The organism is Streptomyces sp. NPDC104367 (assembly GCF_055583825.1).
Genome location: NZ_JBVJND010000020.1, coordinates 122334 through 144421 on the forward strand (window position 1 = coordinate 122334; position 22088 = coordinate 144421).

Annotated in this window: 20 protein-coding genes and 2 pseudogenes; 10 read left to right on the top strand and 12 right to left on the bottom strand. The window is 73.0% G+C overall.

Annotation, left to right across the window (positions count from 1 at the left end; genetic code table 11):
- Together ACZ619_RS28010 and ACZ619_RS28015 are read left to right on the top strand one after the other, a co-directional pair.
- Entirely contained in the window at positions 1 to 924 is a 924-nt protein-coding gene (locus ACZ619_RS28010; protein ID WP_469604424.1) for an NADP-dependent oxidoreductase, read from the top strand.
- Positions 921 to 1679 carry a GNAT family N-acetyltransferase gene (locus ACZ619_RS28015; protein WP_469604425.1) on the top strand — a complete coding sequence of 253 codons (759 nt, stop codon included), beginning with the start codon at positions 921 to 923 and terminating at the stop codon, positions 1677 to 1679. The genes ACZ619_RS28010 and ACZ619_RS28015 overlap by 4 nt, the downstream gene beginning before the upstream one ends.
- Here the strand turns inward: ACZ619_RS28015 and ACZ619_RS28020 are convergent.
- Complete coding sequence (locus tag ACZ619_RS28020; protein ID WP_469604594.1) at positions 1628 to 2041, bottom strand: MarR family winged helix-turn-helix transcriptional regulator; 414 nt, start codon at positions 2039 to 2041, stop codon at positions 1628 to 1630. The two genes, ACZ619_RS28015 and ACZ619_RS28020, sit on opposite strands and share 52 nt — an antisense overlap.
- Before the next feature lie 233 nt (positions 2042 to 2274).
- Here ACZ619_RS28020 and ACZ619_RS28025 point away from each other — a divergent pair, with 233 nt between their 5' ends.
- Complete coding sequence (locus ACZ619_RS28025) at positions 2275 to 3057, top strand: putative protein N(5)-glutamine methyltransferase (protein ID WP_469604428.1); 783 nt, start codon at positions 2275 to 2277, stop codon at positions 3055 to 3057.
- Positions 3058 to 3074: 17 nt separating this feature from the next.
- Here the strand turns inward: ACZ619_RS28025 and ACZ619_RS28030 are convergent, their stop codons facing one another.
- Positions 3075 to 3479, bottom strand: a complete 405-nt coding sequence (locus tag ACZ619_RS28030; protein ID WP_469604430.1) for a winged helix-turn-helix transcriptional regulator — start codon at positions 3477 to 3479, stop codon at positions 3075 to 3077.
- Between the two features lie 109 nt (positions 3480 to 3588).
- On the opposite strand from ACZ619_RS28030, the gene ACZ619_RS28035 reads away from it, so the two are divergent.
- A complete protein-coding gene (locus ACZ619_RS28035) occupies positions 3589 to 4434 on the top strand; it encodes an NAD(P)H-binding protein (RefSeq protein WP_469604433.1) in 846 nt (281 codons plus the stop codon).
- Between the two features lie 29 nt (positions 4435 to 4463).
- Here ACZ619_RS28035 and ACZ619_RS28040 read toward each other — a convergent pair whose 3' ends face one another.
- Positions 4464 to 5231 carry a hypothetical protein gene (locus ACZ619_RS28040; protein WP_469604436.1) on the bottom strand — a complete coding sequence of 256 codons (768 nt, stop codon included), beginning with the start codon at positions 5229 to 5231 and terminating at the stop codon, positions 4464 to 4466.
- A gap of 127 nt (positions 5232 to 5358) precedes the next feature.
- Entirely contained in the window at positions 5359 to 7443 is a 2085-nt protein-coding gene (locus ACZ619_RS28045) for a SpoIIE family protein phosphatase (protein ID WP_469604437.1), read from the bottom strand.
- A gap of 443 nt (positions 7444 to 7886) precedes the next feature.
- Here ACZ619_RS28045 and ACZ619_RS28050 point away from each other — a divergent pair, with 443 nt between their 5' ends.
- The 4 genes from ACZ619_RS28050 to ACZ619_RS28065 all read left to right on the top strand — a co-directional run bounded on the left by ACZ619_RS28050 (position 7887) and on the right by ACZ619_RS28065 (position 13995).
- Positions 7887 to 8255, top strand: coding sequence for a hypothetical protein (locus tag ACZ619_RS28050; RefSeq protein WP_469604439.1), 369 nt, complete (start codon positions 7887 to 7889; stop codon positions 8253 to 8255).
- Positions 8256 to 8406: 151 nt separating this feature from the next.
- A complete protein-coding gene (locus tag ACZ619_RS28055) occupies positions 8407 to 10422 on the top strand; it encodes an FAD-dependent oxidoreductase (protein WP_469604441.1) in 2016 nt (671 codons plus the stop codon).
- Positions 10423 to 10444: 22 nt separating this feature from the next.
- Positions 10445 to 10990: a PadR family transcriptional regulator gene (locus ACZ619_RS28060; protein ID WP_469604444.1), complete on the top strand. Its 546-nt coding sequence runs from the start codon at positions 10445 to 10447 to the stop codon at positions 10988 to 10990.
- 428 nt (positions 10991 to 11418) lie between these two features.
- Positions 11419 to 13995 (top strand): hypothetical protein, encoded by a 2577-nt coding sequence (locus tag ACZ619_RS28065; protein WP_469604447.1) that lies wholly within the window; start codon positions 11419 to 11421, stop codon positions 13993 to 13995.
- 90 nt (positions 13996 to 14085) lie between these two features.
- On the opposite strand, the pseudogene ACZ619_RS28070 reads toward ACZ619_RS28065, so the two are convergent.
- From ACZ619_RS28070 to ACZ619_RS28080, 3 genes and pseudogenes are all read right to left on the bottom strand, one after another.
- Positions 14086 to 14349, bottom strand: a pseudogene (locus tag ACZ619_RS28070) (transposase); the annotation flags it as partial.
- Between the two features lie 84 nt (positions 14350 to 14433).
- Entirely contained in the window at positions 14434 to 14976 is a 543-nt protein-coding gene (locus ACZ619_RS28075; protein WP_469604450.1) for a hypothetical protein, read from the bottom strand.
- 191 nt (positions 14977 to 15167) lie between these two features.
- Positions 15168 to 16129, bottom strand: a pseudogene (locus ACZ619_RS28080) (fibronectin type III domain-containing protein).
- 380 nt (positions 16130 to 16509) lie between these two features.
- On the opposite strand from ACZ619_RS28080, the gene ACZ619_RS28085 reads away from it, so the two are divergent.
- Positions 16510 to 17196 (top strand): glycoside hydrolase family 75 protein, encoded by a 687-nt coding sequence (locus ACZ619_RS28085; RefSeq protein ID WP_469604453.1) that lies wholly within the window; start codon positions 16510 to 16512, stop codon positions 17194 to 17196.
- A gap of 133 nt (positions 17197 to 17329) precedes the next feature.
- Here the strand turns inward: ACZ619_RS28085 and ACZ619_RS28090 are convergent, their stop codons facing one another.
- On the bottom strand, positions 17330 to 18091 hold the full coding sequence (locus tag ACZ619_RS28090; protein WP_469604455.1) for an SDR family NAD(P)-dependent oxidoreductase: 762 nt from the start codon (positions 18089 to 18091) through the stop codon (positions 17330 to 17332).
- Between the two features lie 161 nt (positions 18092 to 18252).
- Here ACZ619_RS28090 and ACZ619_RS28095 point away from each other — a divergent pair, with 161 nt between their 5' ends.
- A complete protein-coding gene (locus ACZ619_RS28095; RefSeq protein WP_469604458.1) occupies positions 18253 to 18891 on the top strand; it encodes a TetR/AcrR family transcriptional regulator in 639 nt (212 codons plus the stop codon).
- A 236-nt stretch (positions 18892 to 19127) separates the two neighbouring features.
- Here the strand turns inward: ACZ619_RS28095 and ACZ619_RS28100 are convergent, their stop codons facing one another.
- From ACZ619_RS28100 to ACZ619_RS28115, 4 genes are all read right to left on the bottom strand, one after another.
- On the bottom strand, positions 19128 to 19538 hold the full coding sequence (locus ACZ619_RS28100) for a PTS-dependent dihydroxyacetone kinase phosphotransferase subunit DhaM (RefSeq protein WP_469604460.1): 411 nt from the start codon (positions 19536 to 19538) through the stop codon (positions 19128 to 19130).
- A complete protein-coding gene (gene dhaL / locus ACZ619_RS28105) occupies positions 19531 to 20130 on the bottom strand; it encodes a dihydroxyacetone kinase subunit DhaL (protein WP_469604463.1) in 600 nt (199 codons plus the stop codon). The genes ACZ619_RS28100 and dhaL overlap by 8 nt, the downstream gene beginning before the upstream one ends.
- 49 nt (positions 20131 to 20179) lie before the next feature.
- Positions 20180 to 21172: a dihydroxyacetone kinase subunit DhaK gene (gene dhaK, locus ACZ619_RS28110; protein ID WP_469604465.1), complete on the bottom strand. Its 993-nt coding sequence runs from the start codon at positions 21170 to 21172 to the stop codon at positions 20180 to 20182.
- A gap of 547 nt (positions 21173 to 21719) precedes the next feature.
- Complete coding sequence (locus ACZ619_RS28115; protein WP_469604596.1) at positions 21720 to 22061, bottom strand: transposase; 342 nt, start codon at positions 22059 to 22061, stop codon at positions 21720 to 21722.
- Positions 22062 to 22088 lie beyond the last annotated feature (27 nt).

Below are 22088 nucleotides of genomic sequence, written 5' to 3' on the forward strand. Positions count from 1 at the left end.
ATGCCCAAGGCGTACGTCTTCACGCGGTACGGCGGACCCGAGACCGAGACCTTCACCGAGGTGGACCGGCCGGTTCCCGGACCCGGTGAGGTGCTGATCGCGGTACGCGCCGCGGGGGTGAATCCCGTCGACTGGAAACGGCGCAACGGTCTGCGGCCACCGGGCGAGGCCGAGCCGCGCTTCCCCGTCGTCCTCGGCAGCGAGGCGGCCGGCGTGGTCGAGGAGCTCGGCGAGGGCGTGAGCGGCTTCGCGGTCGGCGACGAGGTCTTCGGCAACACGGTCGGCGGCGGATACGCCGAGTACGCCCTGCTCCCGGCGTCCGTGGCCGCGCGCAAGCCCGCCGCGCTGTCGTTCCCGGAGGCCGCCACCCTGCCGGTGGCCGCGGCCACCGCCTACGACGGCATCCGCCAGCTCGACCTGCCCGAGGGCGCGACCCTGCTGGTCACCGGCGCGGGCGGCGGGGTCGGCGCCGCGGCCGTGCAGATCGCCCGGGCCTGGGGGGTGCGGGTCGTGGGCGTGGCGAGCGAGGCCAAGAAGGACTTCGTCGAGTCGCTCGGCGCCGTGCACGTCGCCTCCGGACCCGGCCTGGCCGAGCGGGTGCGGACCGCCGTACCCGAGGGCGTGGACGCCGTCTACGACCTGGTCGGCGGCGAGGTGCTCACCGAGGCCGCCGCGCTGACGGCCGACCGCACCAAGCTGATCACCGCCGGGGCCTCGCCCGAGACCGTCGCCGCGCTCGGCGGCTCCCGGGTCCAGCGCGCCCGCACCGCCGCGGTCCTGGAGGAGGTGGCCGAACTCGTCGTCGGCGGCGAACTCGACCCGTACGTCCTGCGCACCTTCCCGCTCGACCGGGCCGACCAGGCGCTGCGCGCCGTCGAGGAAGGCCACACCCGCGGCAAGATCGTGATCGAGGTCGGCATATGAGCCTCCCGAGCCCCGGCCAGGGCGGCGCCGCCGCCCCGCACATCCTGGACAACCCCGCCCGCGCCTCGCTCACCGGCCCGCACGCCCGGTTCGCCGAACGGCGGGGCCGCATCCTGCGCTACCCGGTCGACGTCTCCCCGTGGCTGGCCCTGCCCGACGAGCCGGACGCCGACGACTGGGCCGACCTCGCCGCCCTGGCCGGACCCGGCGCGGAGGTCCCGCTGCCCTGCTTCCGGGGACCGCTCCCGGACGGCTGGGAACTCACCCTGGACATCGCGGGCGTGCAGCTGGTGGACGACGGCATGGAGGCCGCCCCCGAGCCGGAGGCGGTCCGCCTCGGCCCCGCCGACGTGCCGGAGATGACCGACCTGGTCGAGCGCACCCGGCCCGGCCCGTTCCTGCCCCGCACCGTCGAGCTCGGCACCTATCTGGGCATCCGCCGCGATGGCAGGCTCGTCGCGATGGCGGGGGAGCGGCTGCACCCGCCGGGCTGGACCGAGATCAGCGCGGTCTGCACCGACCCGGAGTACCGCGGCGAGGGCCTCGCGACCCGGCTGATCCGCGCGGTCGCCCACGGCATCCGGGAACGCGGCGAGACCCCGTTCCTGCACACCGGCGCGGAGAACACCAACGCGATCCGGCTGTACGAGTCGCTCGGGTTCCGGCTGCGCCGCCGTACCGCGTTCCTCACGGCGCGGGTGCCTCAGACGCTCGGCGACGCCGCGCTGGTGTCCGCCGACGCCCCGGCGTTGTAGCGCTCCAGATAGCGGGCGAACCTGACCAGGTCCTCCGCCGGCCAGTCCGCCAGCCGCTCCCGGAAGGCGGCCCGGCGGCTGCGCGTGACCTGGGCCAGGATCTCCTGCCCGGCCTCCGTCAGATGCAGCACCTGGACCCGGTGGTCCTCCGGGTCCAGGCGCCGCTCGATCAGCCCCGTCCGCTCCAGCGCCGCCACCTGCCGGCTGACCGTCGACTTGTCCAGCGCGTAGTGCGCGGCCAGGTCGGTCGCCCGGCAGCCGCCGCTCTCCTCCAGGTGCCCGAGCAGCGTGTACGACACCAGCGACAGCTCGGGGTGCATCCGGCCCGCCGACGCCCGGGCCCGGCGCGCGAAGACCGTCATCTCGCGCTGGATGGTCTCGACGGCCGTCTCCGCCGCGGTCACGGGAACACCTTCAACGGCAGCACCTTCACGGCAGCACCTCCTCCGACGTCTGGTTGCAGAGTACAACTTGATCACGGACCGCGGTGGCCGGTGGCTGCGGTCTCCGGCGTCCGGCGTCCGGCGTCCGGGGTCCGGGGTCCGGGGTCCGGCGTCCCGGGTCCCGGGTCCGGCGTCCGGATAGGCTCTCGGCGATGCCCACTCCACTCTCCGACACCACCGCCGTCGTCTCCGCGCTGCGCGCCGCGGGCTGCGTCTTCGCCGAGGACGAGGCCGAGTTGATCCTCGCCACCGCCCGCACCCCGGACGAACTCGCCACGATGGTCGACCGCCGCGCCGCCGGACAGCCCCTCGAACACGTCCTCGGCTGGGCCGGGTTCCACGGACTGCGCGTCCTCGTGGACCCGGCCGTGTTCGTGCCCCGCCGCCGGACCGAGTTCCTCGTCGACCAGGCCCTGGCCCAGGCCCCGGACGCGTCCGTCGTCGTGGACCTGTGCTGCGGTTCCGGCGCGGTCGGCGCGGCCCTCGCCGCCGCCCTCGGCGACGTGGAGCTCCACGCGGCCGACATCGACCCGGCCGCCGTGCGCTGCGCCCGCCGCAACATCGCCCCGTACGGCGGCCACGCCCACACCGGCGACCTGTTCGCGGCCCTGCCCGGCGCACTGCGCGGCCGGATCGGCATCCTCGCGGCCAACGTCCCGTACGTCCCGAGCGCCGAGGTGGGGCTGCTGCCGGGCGAGGCCCGCGACCACGAGCCGCTGGTCGCCCTCGACGGCGGCGGCGACGGCCTCGACGTGCTGCGCCGGGTCGCCGCCCAGGCCCCGCGATGGCTGGCCCCCGGCGGCTGCGTCCTCGTCGAGACCAGCGAACGCCAGGCGGACACCGCCGTGGACGCCTTCACCCGCGCCGGCCTCGCCACCCGGCTCGCCACCTCGCCGGAGCTGTACGCCAACGTCGTGATCGGCGTGCGCGCCTAGGACGCGTTCTCCCGGGGTCAGCCGCGCGGGGACCCCGCGTCGTCGTAGTCGCGGCGGGCCCGCTCGACCTGGTCCAGGTTGGCGGTGGCCCAGTCGGCGAGGTGGGCGAAGAGCGGGCCGAGGCTGCGGCCTAGTTCGCTGATCTCGTACTCGACGCGCGGGGGCACCTCGGGGTGGTACGTGCGGATCACCAGGCCGTCGCGCTCCAGCTGGCGCAGGCGCTGGGTGAGCACCTTCGGGGTGATGTGCGTGACGCGCCGCTCCAGCTCGACGAACCGCTGACGGCCGAAGGTGTGCAGCGACCAGAGGATCGGCGTGGTCCACCGGCTGAACACGATGTCCACGACCGGGGAGACCGGGCAGGCCAGTTCGGGATCGGGCAGGGTCTCCTCGGCCTTCGGCCGGGCGGTGCCGCGCGCCATGTGTTCCACCCCTCCGGGGTAGTCACTTTCCTGTAGGTACCTACTATACCGAGGCTGTTAGCGTCGCCGTCATCGCGCAGAACCCGAGCGGGAACAGGGGGAGTTGGACATGATCGTGGTGACGGGTGCGACCGGCAACGTCGGGCGGCCGCTGGTACGGGCACTGGCCGACGCGGGAGAGCGGGTGACCGCCGTCTCACGGGGGACCGCCCCTGCGGACGCGCCGGACGGGGTCGTCCACGCACGGGCCGATCTGACCGCGCCGCACACCCTGCGGCCCGTGTTCGACGGCGCCGAGGCGGTGTTCCTGCACGACGGCGGCGCGGGCGGCCACGGGCCGGACGTCCCGGCCGTCCTGGCCGCGGCCGAGGACGCCGGCGTCCGGCGGGTGGTGCTGCTCTCCTCGCAGGGCGTGGCGACCCGACCGGAGTCGCCCTCGCACGGCGGCGTCATGCGGGCGGCCGAGGACGCGGTGCGCGCCTCGGACCTGGGCTGGACGATCCTGCGGCCCGGCGGCTTCGCGTCCAACGCCTACGCCTGGGCGGAGTCGGTGCGCACCGAGCGGACCGCCGCCGCGCCCTTCGGCGACGTCGGCCTTCCGGTGATCGACCCGGCCGACATCGCGGAGGTCGCCGCCCTGGCCCTGCGCAAGGACGAACACACCGGACAGGTCTACGAGTTGACCGGGCCCGCAGTCATCACGCCCCGGCAGCAGGCCGAGGCGATCGGCACGGCGCTCGGCGAGCCGGTGCGGTTCGTGGAACTGACCCGCGCCGAGGCCCACGCCCGGATGACGGCCTTCCTGCCGGAGCCGGTCGTGGCCACCACCCTCGCCGTGCTCGGCGAGCCCATCGCCGCCGAACTCCGGCTCGGCCCGGACGTCGAACGGCTGCTGGGCCGCGCGCCCCGCCCGTTCGCCGCGTGGGCGCGCCGGCACGTCGAGGCGTTCCGCTGAGTTCGGGGCCGGGCCGTCCGGAGCAGGGCTCAGGTCGTGGCGCCGCCGCCCGACGGGCTCGGTGACGGGGAGCCGCCGTCGTGGTGCCGCCACGGGCCGCCGTGGTCCCGGAAGCCGCCGCCCCGGCCCCTGCCCGAGAAGTCGCCCGAGAGCGCGGCGGAGGCGGTCAGCCCGCCGTCGCTGCGCGTGCCGACCAGGAACGCGGTCGTGCCCTTCTTCAGCGAGTCGGCGTCGCCCCGCACCCGGACACCGGAACCCACGGTCCAGGTCCACGACGTGCCGTCGTCGCTCTTCACCGTGACCTGGTCGCCGTCGGCCTTCTCGACCGTGCCGCGCTGCCAGACCCGCACGACGTACTTGCCGGTGTCCGGGTCCTTCACGGTCGCCTCACCGTGCACACCCGCGCCGCCCATGCCGCCCATGCCGCCCATGCCGAACCAGCCCTGCCCGGGCCCGCGCCCGTCCGGCGAGGACGGCGACGACGCCGACGACGGCGAGGCGGCGGAGGACGGCGCCGAGGCGGTGGCGGAGCCGCCGGAGCCGGAGCCGGCGGCGAACGCCGCCGTGCCGCCCAGGGCCAGCGCCCCCGCGGCGAAGGCCACGGTCACCGCACGGGTACGGGCGGACTGCCGGCGCCAGCGCTCGCGCAGCGGCGCACCCGGCTCCCGCTCGCTCCCCGGCCCCGACAGCACCTCCCACTCCGGGGCGCCCTGCGGGGGACGGCCGGGCCCCGGCGGGACCGGACGCACGCTCCCGTCGCCTTCACGTCGGTGTTCCTGCTCCGGTTCGTGCGTCACGGCACGCTCCCCTCGGCGAACGGCACGCGGCATCGCCGTGCATGCCTCTCCTCGAAGTGTGGGAGCCCGCGGATAAGGACCCGGTAATCAGTTCCTGTGAACCCGGCGGCCCCCGTCCCCTCCGCCGCTACGGCCGCGCCGGCTCCTGCGCCCGGGCGATCAGCAGCGCCACGTCGTCGTGGTTGTCCGGGTGGTGCAGCTCCCGCAGCAGCAGCTCGCAGGTCTCCTCCAGGGGGCGGGCCGGATCGTCGAGGAGGGCCAGCAGCGCGTCCAGCCGCTCGTCCAGCGAATGGCTGCGGGTCTCGACCAGGCCGTCCGTGTAGAAGACCAGTTCGTCGCCGGGCTCGAAGTCCACGGTCGTCGTCGCGAACGGGACCCCGCCGACGCCCAGCGGCACCCCGGTGGGCAGGTCCAGCAGCTCCGGCGGGCGGCCGGGGCGGACCCGGACCGGCGGCAGATGGCCCGCGTTGGCGATCCGGCACCGGCCCAGCCACGGGTCGTGCACCGCGTACACGCAGGTCGCGATCGAGTGGTCCAGGCCCGAGGTGGTCTTGTCCAGGTGCTCCAGGAGCACCGCCGGATCGAGGCCGAGCGGGGCCAGGGTGGTCGTCGCGGTCCGCAGCCGGCCCATCGTCGCGGCCGCGTTGATGCCGCTGCCCATCACATCGCCCACCACCAGCGCCGTCCTGCCGCCCTCCAGCGGGATCACGTCGAACCAGTCACCGCCCACCTCGACGGTCTCGCCCGCCGGCTGGTAGCGGGAGGCGACCTCCAGACCGGTGGTGACCCGGGGGAGGGCGGGCAGCAGACTGCGCTGGAGGGTGAGCGCGGTGGTACGGGCGTTCTGGTACCAGCGCGCGTTGTCGATCTGCACGGCGGCCCGCGCCGCCAGCTCCCGGGCCAGCAGCAGATCGTCGTCGTCGAACGCGGCCGGAGTGCGGGTGCGCCTCAGCTCCAGGGCGCCCAGCACCTCACCGCGCGCGATCAGCGGCACGGCCAGGTACGAGTGCACCCCGGCCCGGCCGAGCAGCACCGCCTCCTCCGGGGACGCGGCGATCCTCGGCAGGTCCGCGTCACCGACCCGCGGGACCACGACGGCCTCCCCGGTCCGCACGCACTCGGTGATCAGCCGGTCCGGCCCGTACCGGGCGACCGTGCCCGGCGCGTCGGCCGCCCGCACCGCGTCCGCCTCCCGCTCCGCCCGCACGGCCAGCGCCCGGATCACGGCCGGCTCGGCCGGGCCGAGCGTGCTGCGCCGGCCCTCCACCACCGCGTCCAGCAGATCCACCGCCGCCACGTCGGCCAGCTCCGGAACGGCCACGTCGGCCAGCTCACGGGCGGTGCGGTCCAGATCCAGGGTGGTGCCGATACGGGCGGAGGCGTCGGCGATCAGCGCCAGCCGCCGCCGCGCGTTCTCCGCCTCGACCCCGGCCCGGTACTGCTCGGTGATGTCCACCACCGACACCGCCACCCCCAGCACGTTGCCGAGCGCGTCGTCCAGCCGGTACTGCGACACCGTCCAGATGTGGTCCTCGTCCGGGTCCGCCGCCGTACGCCCCACCGTGGACTCGTCGATCAGCGGCTCGCCGGTCCGCAGCACCCGCAGCGCCGCCGACTCCAGGGCGTCCACGTCCAGATGCGGCAGCGCCTCGCGGATCGTCCGCCCCACGTGCTCCTCGGCCGGGAACCCGTTGATCCGCGCCAGCGCCGGGTTGACCGACACGAACCGCAGCTCCGTGTCGAGGACGGCCAGCCCGATCGGCGACTGCTTCACGATCCGCTCGGACAGCGCCACGTCCTGCTCCAGCCGGCGCACCGTCGTCTGGTCGGCGGCGAGCCCCAGCGCGAAGACGTCGCCGTTGTCGTCCATCAGCCGCATGTTGCGGAACTCCACCACATGCGTGCTGCCGTCCTTGTGCCGGATCGGGAAGCCGCCCGCCCAGCTCCGCCCGGTCCGCATCACGTCCGCGAACAGCTTGCCGACCAGCTCGATATGGCGCTCGTCCACCATCAGCCGGGCCGCGTACTGCCCGAGAGCCTCCAGCGCCGTGTAGCCGAACAGCTCCTCGGCCTGCGGACTCCACAGCACGATGCGCCCCTCGGAGTCCAGCACCACGGAGGCCACGCCCAGGACGTCGAGCAGCCCGCCCGCACGCACGGGCCCGCGCACGGGCTCACCGCCCGTGGCCGCCGGAGCCTCGGCTGGACTCATCGCACGCACCGCCTTCGACCGTCCGTACGGCACGTCGTCCCCCGTGCCGACTCCCCTTGTTCTACCGCGCCCACACCCGACTCTCCGAGCCGGGCACCGACTTTTCCCCCTTCTCTCGACACGGCGGCGTCCGTACGGCGACATGACCTGCGGGACCTACGGGGCGTGCGTTCACCCTCCCGTCGCGTCACCGGTCTGTCCCTGTCTGTCAGGGGCACACGCCGGCCTGACGCCCGCACGCGCCTCCCGCCCACGACGGCTACCGCGTCGAGAGCCCCCGCGTCCTCGCGGACAGCGAGATGCGCAGATCCACCCGCTCCTGAGCCCGGTCCGCCGCCCCGACGGGTGGTGCCCATGGGGAGAACGGTGCTTTTCTGTTGGCATGGCGCGGTTCGCGGGGGTACCCGCCGTATCGCGCCGTCGCCATGAGAGGAGCGATCACGATGGACCGTGTGCGGACGCACGAGGAACCCGTCTCCCTCGAGATCAGCGGATGCAGCAAGGAAGACGCCCGGATCGTGTTCGACGCGCTGTGCCAGTGCTTCGAGTCCGACCGGGCCGCCGAGGACGTGCCGCAGCAGCTGCACGAGACACGCCCGATGGTGTGGCTCGGCACGTTCGAGGTCACCGACACCCACGAGTGCACCGCGCCGCCCCGGCTCTCGGCCACGGTCGAGGCCGACGCGCAGGGCGGCTACTGGGCGATCGACCGGCTCCGTACGACCCTCGACTCCCTGTTCGCGGTGCGGAACCTGTCCTCCGCCTCGGGGGACCAGGAGAGGGAGCTGCATGTGCTGCTTGAGAGCCGGTGATATGTCACGCGTCACTCGTCCGGTGATACGTCACACGTCACCGGCCCGGTGATATGTCACACATCACCACCCCAGCCCTTATGCAACTAGTTGCATAACCCGTGCGCGGTCCTCTACAACTACGGGGACGACACCGCGCACGGAGGGCCCGATGAGCCGTTACCCGCACCTGCTGCAACCCCTCGACCTGGGCTTCACCACACTCCCGAACCGCGTGCTCATGGGCTCCATGCACGTGGGCCTGGAGGAGGCCGAGAACGGCTTCGAGCGGATGGCGGAGTTCTACGCCGCCCGGGCCCGCGGAGGAGTCGGCCTCATCGTCACCGGCGGTATCGCGCCCAACGACGAGGGCCGGCCCTACGCGGGCGGTGCCAAGCTCACCACCGGGGCGGAGGCCGACCGGCACCGGCTGATCACGGACGCCGTGCACCGCGAGGGCGGCCGCATCGCGATGCAGATCCTGCACTTCGGGCGGTACGCCTACCACCAGGACCTGGTCGCCCCCAGCCCGCTCCAGGCGCCCATCAGCCCCTTCCCGCCCCGCGAGCTGACCGACGCGGACGTCGAACGCACCATCGACGACTACGCCCGTACCGCCGTGCTCGCCCGGCGGGCCGGATACGACGGCGTCGAGATCATGGGCTCCGAGGGATACCTCGTCAACGAGTTCATCGCGGCCCGGACCAACCACCGTACCGACCGCTGGGGCGGCTCCTACGAGAACCGGATGCGGTTCCCCGTCGAGATCGTCCGGCGGGTGCGCGAGGCCGTGGGCGCGGACTTCGTCATCGTCTACCGCCTGTCCATGCTGGACCTGGTGCCCGGCGGCTCCACGCACGCCGAGGTGGTCACCCTCGCCAAGGCCGTCGAGGCGGCCGGGGCGACCATCATCAACACCGGCATCGGCTGGCACGAGGCCCGCATCCCCACCATCGCCACCTCGGTGCCGCGCGGCGCCTACACCTGGGTCACCAAGAAGCTGATGGGCGAGGTGTCCGTCCCGCTGGTGACCACCAACCGCATCAACACCCCCGAACTCGCCGAGGAGTTGCTCGCCTCGGGCTGCGCCGACATGGTGTCGATGGCGCGCCCGATGCTCGCCGACCCGGACTTCGTCAACAAGGCCGCCGAGGGCCGCTCCGAGGCCATCAACACCTGCATCGGCTGCAACCAGGCCTGCCTGGACCACACGTTCAGCGGGAAGATCACCTCCTGCCTGGTCAACCCGCGCGCCTGCCACGAGACCGAGCTGGTCCTCTCCCCGACCCGGCTGCGCAAGCGCGTCGCGGTGGTCGGCGCCGGACCCGCCGGACTCGCCTGCGCGGTGTCCGCCGCCGAACGCGGCCACGACGTCACCCTGTTCGACGCCGCGAACGAGATCGGCGGCCAGCTGAACGTGGCCCGCAAGGTCCCCGGCAAGCAGGAGTTCGACGAGACGCTGCGCTACTTCGGCCACCAGCTCGACGCCCACCGCGTGGACGTACGCCTCGGCACCACCGTCACGGCCGGGGACCTGACCGGCTACGACGAGGTCGTCGTCGCCACGGGCGTCACCCCGCGCACCCCCGACATCCCCGGCATCGACCACCCCCGGGTCCTCGGCTACCTCGACGTGCTGCGCGACGGCGCCCCCGTCGGCGACCGGGTCGCCGTCCTCGGAGCCGGCGGCATCGGCTTCGACGTCGCCGAGTACCTCACCGACGGAGGCGACAAGGCGAGCGAGAACCCCGAGACGTACTTCCGGCACTGGGGCGTCGACATGGAGTACCGGGCCCCCGGCGGCCTCGCCGCCCCCGAGCGCCCGGCGCCGCCGCGCACCGTCCACCTGCTCCAGCGCAAGACCGACAAGGTCGGCGCGGGCCTCGGCAGGACCACCGGCTGGATCCACCGCGCCGAACTCAGGCACCGGGGCGTCACCATGGTCGCGGGCGTGCGCTACGACCTGATCGACGACGCCGGACTGCACCTCACCGTCGACGGCGAGAGCACCGTCCTGGAGGTCGACACCGTCGTGCTGTGCACCGGGCAGGAACCGCGCCGCGACCTGTACGACGAGCTGGTCGCCGGCGGCCGCAGCGCACACCTGGTGGGCGGCGCGGACGTCGCCGCCGAGCTGGACGCCAAGCGGGCGATCAAGCAGGGCACCGAGGTGGCGGCCGCCCTGTAGGGGCCGTCCCTAGGATGAGCCCATGTCACTCCCGCACGCGATCCTCACCGCCCTGCTAGAGAAGCCTTCGTCGGGGCTGGAGCTGACCCGCAGGTTCGACAGGTCGATCGCGTACTTCTGGTCTGCGACGCACCAGCAGATCTATCGCGAGCTGGGCCGGCTGGAGGCCGCGGGCCACATCCGCACCCTGCCCTCCGAGCAGCCGGCCCGCGGGCAGAAGAAGAGCTACGAGGTCCTGCCCGCGGGCCGCGCCGAACTGGCCCGCTGGACCGCCGCCTCCCAGGACCCCAGGCCGCAGCGGGACGTGCTCCTGCTGCGGCTGCGCGCGGCGGCCGTCGTCGGAACGGCCGGGCTCGAAGCCGATCTGCGCCGCCATCTGGAGCTGCACCGGCGGCAGCTGGCCGAGTACGAGGAGATCCAGCGGCGCGACTTCCCGCCCGGCCGGGACACCCCCGAGGACCGGCTCCGGCACCTGGTGCTGCGGGCCGGCATCGACCTGGAGACCTTCTGGACACAGTGGCTCACCGAGGCCGTCAAGGAGGTCGGGAAACTCCCCGGCCGGCCCTGAAGGCGGCCCTGCGGGTCAATACACCTAGGGCCTGTGTGATGTCGTGATCAGCTGTTGGGTACTCCGTAGCCCGATCGGCGCGCACCAGGCTCCCCACAGTCGCATCGCCCATCTCCCATCTTTCGACAACGGCGCTGAGGACCAGGAGACGACGGCACCGTGTCCTCCTCGATCGCATCCCCGAAGTCCGGCCGTCCGCTATGGCGCACCGCGTATCGCCGTGGCCGCGCGGTGCTGGACACTTCCGTGCGACGACAGGGACGGCCACGCTCGCTGCCCGCTCCGGGCGGGTCAGTGTGACGTGAGGTTCGCCCTTCGAGCGAGGTTCCTGAACGGTCGACGGTGGACAACTCGCATGGCGGATACTCGGTAGACGGCCGGGGTGCTGACGTCTGACTGCGTTTGAGCACAGGGGACTCGGGGGGATCATGAGCGAGCTGGACCGGATCTTCGATCCGGAGTACACGGCGACCGACCTGTTCACAGACCGCGTGCCCGAGCACGCGGCGTTCGCTGCCGCGCTGCGCCACCAGCACGGCGACGTCGTCTGTGGTGAGGCACGGCTCGGCCGGCGACGGTGGAACAACGTGCTCACCTATTTCGGAATGGGCGGCATCGGGAAGACCTCCTTGTCCAGGCGGCTGGAACGCTGGGCCCTCGGCGAGCTGGAGGACCCTGGCGACTGGGGAGCGGTCCCCGTCTTCGACCGGCCTGTGCGTACGCTGCGCGCCGACTTCCACGGCAGTCGTACGGTCGATGCCGTCTCCGTGGTCCTCGCGCTGCGCGCCGCGTGCGCGGCCCGCGGACGTAAATTCCCGGCCTTCGACCTTGGGCTGGCCGCCTGGTGGTCGCAGGCACGGCCGGGAATCGCGCTGCCGAGCGTCCGAGCGGCGTCGGGGTTCGATGTGCGGCAGCAGATGGTGGATACCCTGGGCGACGTCATCGAAGACGCGGGCGGCCAGTTCGGTGTCGGGCCGTTCACCGTGAGGGGCGCGCTGCGCATCACGGAGGCGGTGAGGGCCCGGCGACTGCGGGGGCGGGCGCTGCGCGACTGCCAGCCCTTGGCCCTGCTGGTGCGGGAGGCGACGCGCGACCCCTCGTCGGGCGTCGCGGCGGCGCTGGCAGGACTGCTCTCCTGGGACCTTGAGAACCTGGCCGGCGACAGACGACCGCTGGTCGTGGGCTTTGCCGATGCCTTCGAGTACGTGCAGGGCGGTGACCGCGTACAGGAGGGGCTGTTCCAACGGATCGTGCACCTGACGCCGGCGGTGCTGTGGGTCGTTACCTCGCGCAACCGCCTGAACTGGGACTCCGCCGACGAGGAGGGACTGCTGCCGGCCGCGGGACCGCGTACCTGGCCCGGCCTGTGCGCGGACGCCGAGCACGATCCCCGCCAGCACCTCGTTGGCAATCTGTCAGGCCAGGATGTGGAGCGGTTCCTGAGCAGCGCTTCGGGCGCGGCCGGCAACCCTGAACTGCCGGCAGACGTGATCACCCGCATCCGGGACGGCGCGCACGGGCTGCCGCTGTATCTGGACCTGTCCTTGACGATGGCTCGGTCTCGTGCGGACGGACCGCTCCAGGCCGCATCGTTCGGTGGCCCGCTGCCTCAGCTGGTGACGAGTGTATTCACGCGTATCCCTGTTGAGCTGCGCGAACTGGCGCGCACCGCGAGCCTTGTTCCCCGGTTCGACCCGCAACTGCTCGCGGAGGCGTCCGGGAGTTCCATGGGCGCGGCCGAACGGCTGTGCCGACAGACCCTGGTGACTCGGGACGACCATCGGATGTTCCCGTACCGCCTGCACGACGCGGTGCGTGCGGCGGTCGGCAGTGAGTCGGCCGCCGATCGCGGGGCGTGGGCCCCGGCGGACCGGGAGGAGCAGGCCGCACGGCTCCTGGAGGCACTGCGCCACCGCAGCAACGCGCTGCTGGGGCAGGGGGCGGAGGCTGACCAGCTCGACGTGCTGGAACTGGCGGCCACCTTGTGCCACGTCCACGGGCTGACCGCAGCATGGCTTTCCACCGCTTTCGGCCGCCTGCCCGGCTTCGCGCTGTCGGCCCAGCGGCTGCCGCCACCGGACCCCGACTCGTGGATCGGCCAGCTCTCAGGGCTCTATGAGGCCTGGCGCAACGACCGCAAGGCGAGTGAGCGCATCTTGTATCTTGAAGATTACCTGCGCCGTCCGCTGCGGGCGGGTAACAGGGACGAACCCCGTCTCCGGCTGGCGTATCAGTATCGCACCAGGGGGGACCAGGCACGCTGCTTGGTTTTGCTCCACCAGGCGCTGGCCGAGAATCCTTCCTCGGACACGCTGCGCTATCAGGTGGCGAGGAGCCTGCACGGCGTAAGCGACTTTCCGGCCTTGGCCGCCCATCTCGCCGCGTATCCCCCGGGGGAGACCACCGGATTACGGATACGCAGTGATCTCGCGTTCGACCGGGGCCTGATCGACGAGGCCGTAGTCGGCGCGGCTGCCCGAGCCCGCTATCTGCGTGAAGTGGGCCAGCATCGCATCGCGCAAGAGAACGAGTCGACGTGGTTGTGGCGCCGGGCTCTCCAGGGCACCGCGCGACCGGAGGAATGCGATGACCTGCTGACGCAGGCGGACCGTTACGCCTCGCGGCTGCTAATGCGAACAGCCCTGGCGGCGAAGGCGATCTGCCTGGCCGGTGATACGGCCGCTGTGCAAGGTCTGGCCGAGGAGACGCAGTGGCTCATCACAGCCGGCGCCGGCTTCACTGGTTGGCGAGAGTGGACGGCGGGAATGGTGCACGCGCTCCGGTTGGGCGATCGCGGGGAGATGGACAGGCTCTACGAGCAGTGGCTCCAGTTCGACCGGGGAACGACCTTCAACTATCGCCTCGTCGATCGGCTCTTCGTCTTCGCCGGCTATCCCGGACGCTTGCCCGCAGTCCGGATCGACCCCGCCGAACCGGCGTCGGTGGTGAACGAGCGGTGGCACGGAAACATTGAGAATCTCGCTGTCGGCCGTCCGGCCAGGTGACCGGGAGACGGTCATTCGCCTCGAGCGACGCACAGCGGGATGCCTGGAGCTAGGACCTGTGTGATGTCGTGATCAATCGGCTGCTTGTAGGCCCTGGCGGGCGGCTTCGGCGATCAGACCCTCCAGCAGGGCGGTGAAGACACCGGCGTTCCGCCAGACCCTGAGGCGCCCGTAGACGGTCGGCCAGGGCCCGAACTCGCCCGGCATCTCACGCCACTGCGCACCTGTCCTGAACCGCCAGATCACCCCCTCGAACTGATCCCGCAGCCGCCCGGGGTACGGGCCGTACTCGCCTATCGGCAGGAACGGCTCGATCAACTTCCACTGCTCGTTGGCGAGTTGCCTGCACGTCACGACCGTCTTCCTACCGGATCCGCCATCCAGGCGGACCCGGATCGACAAGCTGATCACGACATCACGCAGGCCCTAGAGGCGGCCCTAGAGGCGGTACGGCTTGGAGCGCTTGCGCAGGTACCAGCCGGTGGCGATGACGCCCGTGCCGACCAGCGCCGCTCCGATCCCCAGCGTCAGCGGGCCGTAGTCGCGGGCGGCACCGCCGAGGCCGCCCATCACTCCCCGGGAGGGCGCGGTCGGGCGGGTGGTGGAGGAGGTCGTGGGGACGGCGGGCGCGGAGACGATCACCGACTGGGTGCCGGCCGTGCCGCCGTTGGAGCAGACGACGACCACGGTGTAGGTGCCCGGCGACACCCCCGACCAGACGGCGGACTGGCTGACGGAGGTGCCCGCCAGGGCCGCCTGCCGTCCCTGGGCGAAGCTGGCCTGGGCGCTGTTGAGCAGTGAGGCGTTGCCCCAGCTGCCGCCGCTCTGCGTGCACGCGCTGGTGACCACCGAGACCGTGGTGCCGCTGGTGCTCACCGAGATGCCCGTGACCGCGGCGGACGCACCGGCGAGCCAGGCCGGGAGCGCGGCGGCGACCGCCAGCACCGGACCGGAGCGGAGGAGGAGTCGTGTAGTGCGCATGGGCTGCCCTCCGGCGGCACGGTTGGCGGAACGTCCGTTGCGCCGCCGGGGTCGGGAAACTTCCGTGCTGCCTCGGGTTCAGCGAAAGCGGCCCCCGTACGCCCCGCACGCGGAGGGCGACCGCCCAGGTGACGCGTTCCTCCGTCCGGCCCACGCCGCCGTCCTCCCCGCTGCGCCGCCCTGACCGGGTGTCACGCCCCGGTGGTGACCGTGCGCTCCGCCGAGTACCCGCCCCAGGTCCCGTCCGGCAGCCGTGCCCGCAGCCGCACACGGTGGACGGCACCGGGGTCCCGCCCCACGTAGAAGCTGTAGGCCGAGCGGCCCTTCGGCGGGGTGCCGCCCCAGACCAGCGAGGTGGTCGTACCGCCGTCGAGCCGGATCTGGTACTCCGTGATCACCCCGTCCGCGCGCGGCGGATCCCAGGCGAGGTCCAGGTAGTACGCCCCGCCGTCCGCACGGCTCGTCGCGGTGAACCCGGTCGGCGCGGTGTCCCGGCCGTCGTCCCTGCCCGGTGTGGTGAGGCGGACCGCCGTACTCGCCGGCGAGAGGTTGTCGGCCGCGTCCCGGGCCCGGACCGTGAACACGTAGGCCGTGCCCGGCCGCAGCCCGGTCACCACGGCCGCGGTCTGGTTCCCGCCCACACTGTGGATCTTCGCGCCGCCCTGGTAGATGTCGTACGACGACACCTTCCGGTCGTCCGAGGCGGCGCCCCACGACAGCTGCGCCGCACGGCTGCCGACGGCCCGGCCGCTCGGCCGGGCGGGACGGGTGGGCGCCGAGCGGTCCGCCGCGGCCGCCGCCGGGGTCCGCGCCCGCACCTCCCGGCTGCGCGGGCCGAGACTGCCGTCGCCGCCCCGCGCCCGCACGGTGAACACGTACACGGTGGACGGCCTGTGCCTGGTGACGTCCACCATGTGCTGTGACACCGGCACTTGGGCGACCTTCGTGGTGCCGCGGTACACCTCGTAGCCGTGGACCCCGGAGCCGTCCGGCAGGTCGTTCCACATCACGTGCACGCTGGTGGCGCTCCCCGCCGCCGCGGTGACCCGGTCGGGGCACCGGGCAGCCGGCCGCTGTCGCCGTCCCCGCCACCGCCCCGGCCGCAGGACGCCACCGACAGCAGGACACAGGTCACGACGACGGCACGGCGCACGGTTCCGCCTCCCGGGGACGGCAGCACGGCAATGGTCCGGACCAATATGGCCTGCCCGGGATACGGACATCAAGAGGGCCGTATTGGAGACGCCGGGGGAGAGTTACGTATGCTGAGGGCACTGCGGCCGAACTTCCCCGGAGAGCAGGGGAGTTCACGCCTGTGGCGCGGAACGCTGTCGTCGCTGATCCCGCGCCGACGCGGGCGGCCGGGGCCGCCTGGGCCGACACCGGCTCAGGGCCCCGGCCCCTGACGGCATCTCACGGAGTGTCGGTTTGTTGCTCCGTACGGCCCCGTAAGGCCTCCTCCTGCCGGCCGCGGTGCGCGGCCCGTACCAGATTGGGTGACCGCCATGTCCCCCCAGGAGAGGGTCCCCCATCGTGCGTGTCCAGTCGCTGACGCTGGCTGCCGCCGGCGCCGCCCTGCTCGCCCCGACGACGCTGCCCGCGCCCGTGGCGCCACCGCCGTTCGACGCGGGCCGGCACCGGATCGCCGCGACCGACCTGCTGGCGCGGGTGCGGGACTGCGTCCAGGTGTCCAAGGGCCGCTACCGCACCGACGCCGGCGCCGCCGCCACCGTCCCCGTGTGCGGCACGCGGGACGCCGTCTTCTGGAAGGCGGACCTCGACATCGACTGCGACGGCCGGCCCACCGCCCACTGCAACCGCGCCGCGGACCCCGCGTTCTCGGCCATGACCGCCTACCAGCAGTCCGACGGCCGCCACCTCGACGCGGAGACGCTGCCCTACATCGTCGTACCGGCCCCCAGCGGCCGCTGGGACCACCGCGCCTTCGGCGTCCGGGGCGGCTCGGTCGCCGCCGTCGTCTACAAGGGCCGGGTGCGGTACGCCGTCGTCGGCGACACCGGACCGCGCGACATCATCGGCGAGGCCTCCTACGCCACCGCCCGCGCCCTGGGCATGGACCCCGACCCCCGCACCGGCGGCGTCCCCTCCGGCGTCACCTACATCGTCTTCAGGAACTCCGCGGTCAGGCCCATCCAGGACCGCGCGGCGGCCGAGACGGAGGGCGAACGCCTGGCGGCCCTGTTCACGGCAACCGACTGACCTGCGACCGGGCCGGGAGGGAAGCCTGCCGACGCGCGCCTCGGCAGGTCGGCCGGTCCGGGCGCGGGGCGGGTCGGCGCGGGCGTCGGCCGGCCAGGTCCGTTCCTCCCCGGGAGGGGACGGGCGCCGTCGGTCAGACCGCGGCCCAGCCGTTGTCGACGGGGAGGATCGCGCCGTTGATGTTGCCGGCCGCGTCCGAGGCCAGGAAGACGATCGCGGCGGCCTGCTCCTCGGGCTGGGACACCCGGCCGACGTTGCCGAAGTAGGGGCCGAGCGCCTTGGGGCCGTGCGCATCGCCGTCGATGTCGAGGGTCAGCCCCGTCGCCGTACCGCCGGGGGCGATGGCGTTGGCGCGGATGCCCTGACCGCGGTACATCACGGCCAGGTTCTTGGTCAGGCCGACGATGCCGTGCTTCGAGGCCGTGTACGCGGCGCCTGCCGCGCTGCCGCGCAGACCGGCCTCGGAGGCGGTGTTGACGATCGCGCCCCGGCCCGCCGCCAGCATGTGCGGCAGCACCGCGCGGGTCAGCAGGAACGGCGCGGTGAGGTTGACCCGGACGACCCGCTCCCACTCCGCGTCGGTGACGTCCGCCAGCGCCGACATCCGGTCCATGATCCCGGCGTTGTTCACCAGGACGTCCACCCCGCCGAACCGCTCCACGGCGGTCGCGACCACCTCGTCCACCACGGACTGCTCGCTGAGGTCACCGGTCACGGCCACCGCCGTACCGCCCGCCTCCCCGATCTCCCTGACGGTCGCGCCCGCGCCCTCGGCGTTGAGGTCGGCGACCACGACCCGGGCGCCCTCCCGGGCGAAGGCCAGGGCGGCGGCACGCCCGATTCCCGATCCCGCGCCGGTGACGACGACGCCGCGCCCGTCGAGTCCGCTGGCCATGTGGTGCTCCCATCAGGTGGTTCGAGGGCGCTCGGCGCCCGGTGCTGCGCACACCATACGACTTAATGTCTTCGAGTGACATAAAGTCGGGGCCGGAATTTTCCACCCTTCCGTTCCTCGGGGAGAATTCCGGTCAGCAGGCACCGGCACCGGAGGAGCAGATGACCGCAGCAGGGGGACGCACGGGACGGCCGCCCCTGACCGAGGAGCGCAAGGCCGAGACCAGACTGGAGATCGCCCGGGCCGCGGTGCACCTGTTCGTCACCCAGGGGGTGGCCGCGACCACGGGCGAGCAGATCGGGCAGGCGGTCGGGGTCTCGGCGCGCACGGTGTGGCGCTACTTCCCGAGCAAGGAGGCCTGCGTACGGCCGCTGTTCGCGGCGGGTATCGAGGCGATCGCCGACTGCCTGCGCGCATGGCCCCCCGGCCGGCCCCTCGCAGAGGTGTTCGAGGACGTCGTACCGACGGACCGGCGCCTGGTGCAGAGCCCGGACCGCGCCACGATGGGCGCCCTGGTCCGGCTGACCCGCAGCGAACCGGGGCTGCGCGCGGAGTGGCTCCAGTCCTACGACGAGGCGGAACCGGCGTTCGCCCGCGCCCTCGCCGAGCGCGCCGGGCTCCCGGCGGGCGAGCTGCGGCCCGCCATCGAGGCGGCCATGTTCAACGCGGCGCTGCGCGCGGCCGTGGAGCACTACGCGTGGCGCACCGCCGACGAACCGGCGGACGCCGCCACGGCCGAGGCCGAACTCACCTCGACCTTCCGCGCGGCCCTCGCGGTGGTGGCGGAGGGCCTGGCGTAGAAGGCTTCCGCCCCTGTCCGTACCACGACGGCCGACCGCCCCGGGCCATGCGATGGCCGGCCCGGCCTCAGCCCACGCGACGGTCGGCCCCGCCTCAGCCCATGCGACGGCCGACCGCCTCAAGTCATGAGATGGCCGACCGCCTCAGACCGCGCACAGTCGGTGGTACCTCACACTTCACACGTCACACTTCGCGATAGCCGGGTGCCTCGGAGACCCCGTACCGGCCGGGTGCCTCAGACCTTGCGGTAGGTGTACGCCTCGACGGCCGCCGCCTCCACCGCGTCGAGGTCCGCGCCGGTGGACGCCGTGACGACGGCGGCCACCGCACCCTCGACGAAGGGGGCGTCGACCAGCCGGGTGCCGTCGGGAAGCTCGTCGCCCTCGGCGAGCAGCGCCTTCACGGTGAGCACCGCGCTGCCGAGGTCGGTGAGCACGGCCACCCCCGCGCCCCGGTCCACGGCCGCGGCCGCGGCGGCGATCAGCTCGGCGCTGGTACCGAGCCCGCCGCCCTCCGTACCGCCCGCCGGAGCGACCGGCACCGCGGCGGCGCCGCCCGCCAGGCCCTTGGCCAGCTCGGCGACGGACGCGGCGACCTCCGCGCTGTGCGACACCAGCACGATCCCGACCAGCGTGTCGTCACTCACCGGCCGCCTCCGCGAGTCCGGCGATGAGCAGCGCCGACGAGGTGGCCCCCGGGTCCTGGTGGCCGATGCTGCGCTCGCCGAGGTAGCTGGCCCGGCCCTTGCGGGCCTGCAGCGGGATGGTCGCCTCGGCGCCCTGCTCGGCGGCGGCCCGCGCCGCGCCGAAGCCGTCGCCGAGCGCGTCGAGGGCCGGCACCAGGGCGTCGATCATGGTCTTGTCGCCGGGCGCGGCCCCGCCCAGCGCCATCACCTTGTCCACCCCGGCCCGCAGGGCCTCGGCGAACTGCGCCTCGCTGACCTCGGCCGCGTCGCCCAGCGCCTTGCCGGTGCTGCGCAGCAGCGTGCCGTACAGCGGCCCGGAGGCGCCGCCGACGGTGGAGATGAGCCGGCGTCCGGCCAGGGTCAGGACGGCACCCGGGGTGGTGGGGGCGTCCTTCTCCAGCACGGCGGTGACCGCCTTGAACCCGCGCTGGAGGTTGCTGCCGTGGTCGGCGTCCCCGATGGGGGAGTCGAGGGCGGTGAGCCGCTCCGCCTCGCGGTCGACGGAGGCGGCGGTGGCCGCCATCCAGCGGCGGAAGAAGTCGGCGTCGAGCACTGGATCTCCTTGCGTGACGGTTCGGACGCGGATCGGTACTGCTGCTCGCTCACATCCCCCAGCGCAGGGCGGGGGTCCTCACCGGCGCGTCCCACAGTCGCAGCAGGTCCTCGTCGGCCTGGCAGATCGTGACCGAGGCGCCGGCCATGTCCAGGGAGGTGACGTAGTTGCCGACCAGGGTGCGGGCCACGGTGACACCACGCTGGGTGAGCACGCGCTGGACCTCGGCGTTGAAGCCGTACAGCTCCAGGAGCGGGGTCGCGCCCATGCCGTTGACCAGGACCAGGACCGGGTTGCGCGGGGGCATGTCCTCCAGGATGGCGTTGACCGTGAAGTCGGCGATCTCGCCGGAGGTCATCATGGCCCGTCGCTCGCGGCCCGGTTCGCCGTGGATGCCGATGCCCAACTCCAGCTCGCCCGGCGGCAGATCGAAGGTCGGGGAGCCCTTCGCCGGGGTGGTGCAGGCGCTCAGCGCGACGCCGAAGCTGCGGGAGTTCTCGTTGACCTGGCGGCCGATGGCCTCCACCCGCTCCAGCGGCTGGCCCTCGGCCGCGGCGGCGCCCGCGATCTTCTCCACGAACAGGGTGGCACCGGTGCCGCGCCGGCCGGCGGTGTAGAGGCTGTCGGTGACGGCCACGTCGTCGTTGACGAGCACCTTCGCGACCTGGATGCCCTCGTCCTCGGCCAGCTCGGCGGCCATGTCGAAGTTGAGTACGTCGCCGGTGTAGTTCTTCACGATGAACAGCACGCCGGCCCCGCTGTCCACGGCCGCGGCGGCCCGGGCCATCTGGTCGGGGACGGGAGACGTGAACACTTCCCCCGGGCAGGCGGCCGACAGCATCCCGGGCCCGACGAACCCGCCGTGCAGCGGCTCGTGCCCCGAACCCCCGCCCGACACCAGCGCGACCTGCCCGGACACGGGCGCGTCCCGCCGTACGATCACCCGGTTCTCCACGTCCACGGTGAGATCGGGATGAGCGGCCGCGAGCCCCCGCAGCGCATCGGCGACAACAGTCTCCGGAACGTTGATCAGCATCTTCATGCGGACCTCCTGGTATCACTAGCAGACTAGTCTCCGGCCCGTGCTCTTGCAGGTCAGAGGCGATACGGTCAGATCTTGATCTTGGCGTCCCGCGGCGGTCCGAGGTGGGCTGCGGCGAGGCGGATGCCGACCCGTTGCCGACTTGGCTGACGTCTCGTCAGGTGGGAGTTGGGGGCGTGACTGCGTACGGGGTTGTCCTCCTGATCGCAGTATCGACCTTGCGGGCGTGAAGGTCACGTGAGGTGGGTTCGCCAAGCGTGCTGGAGCGGCTGAGACGACTCGCTCGTTGCCTGTGATCCAAATGACGCCCTCGTGCGTGAAGCCCCGCCGGCAGGTCCTTGGTCTGCTGGTGGTACAGCAGTTGCACCCAAGCTGACCAGGGGAAGTAGTAGCTGGTGCGGCTCTCTGGCGGGGTGCTGGTCCGGAAATGGTCCGGATCTCGGTCCGTATCGGCTTGCGCAATGTGTTGCTGCTGGGCGGGGCCTCCTCGGACCGGTGCTGTGATCGGCAGTGCGACGAGCTGTATTCCGCCGGGGACCTCCCCCGTTTACCGAGCGATGAAGTTGAAGACCTCTCCGCGGGCGGTGGCCCGGTCGGGCCAGGTGCGGGTGCCGATCTCCTCCTTGAGCAAGGCCCAGAAGCTTTCCGCGGCGGCGTTGTCGAAGCATGATCCGGTGTGCCCGCAGCTTTGCCGTAGCCCCAACTCTCTTATTCGGGAGCGGAATTGAGTCGATGTGTACTCGCTGGCGCGATCGCTGTGGATCACGTAGCCGGGCGCCGGCTCGTCCCGGCCGTGGGCCATGTCGATCGCGTCGACGACGAGTTCGGCGCGATGGTGGTCGGCCAAGGCGTAGCCGACGACCTCGCGGGTGCCAGGTCGGGCCGGCAGGCGAGGTAGAGCCGGCCCTCGGCGGTG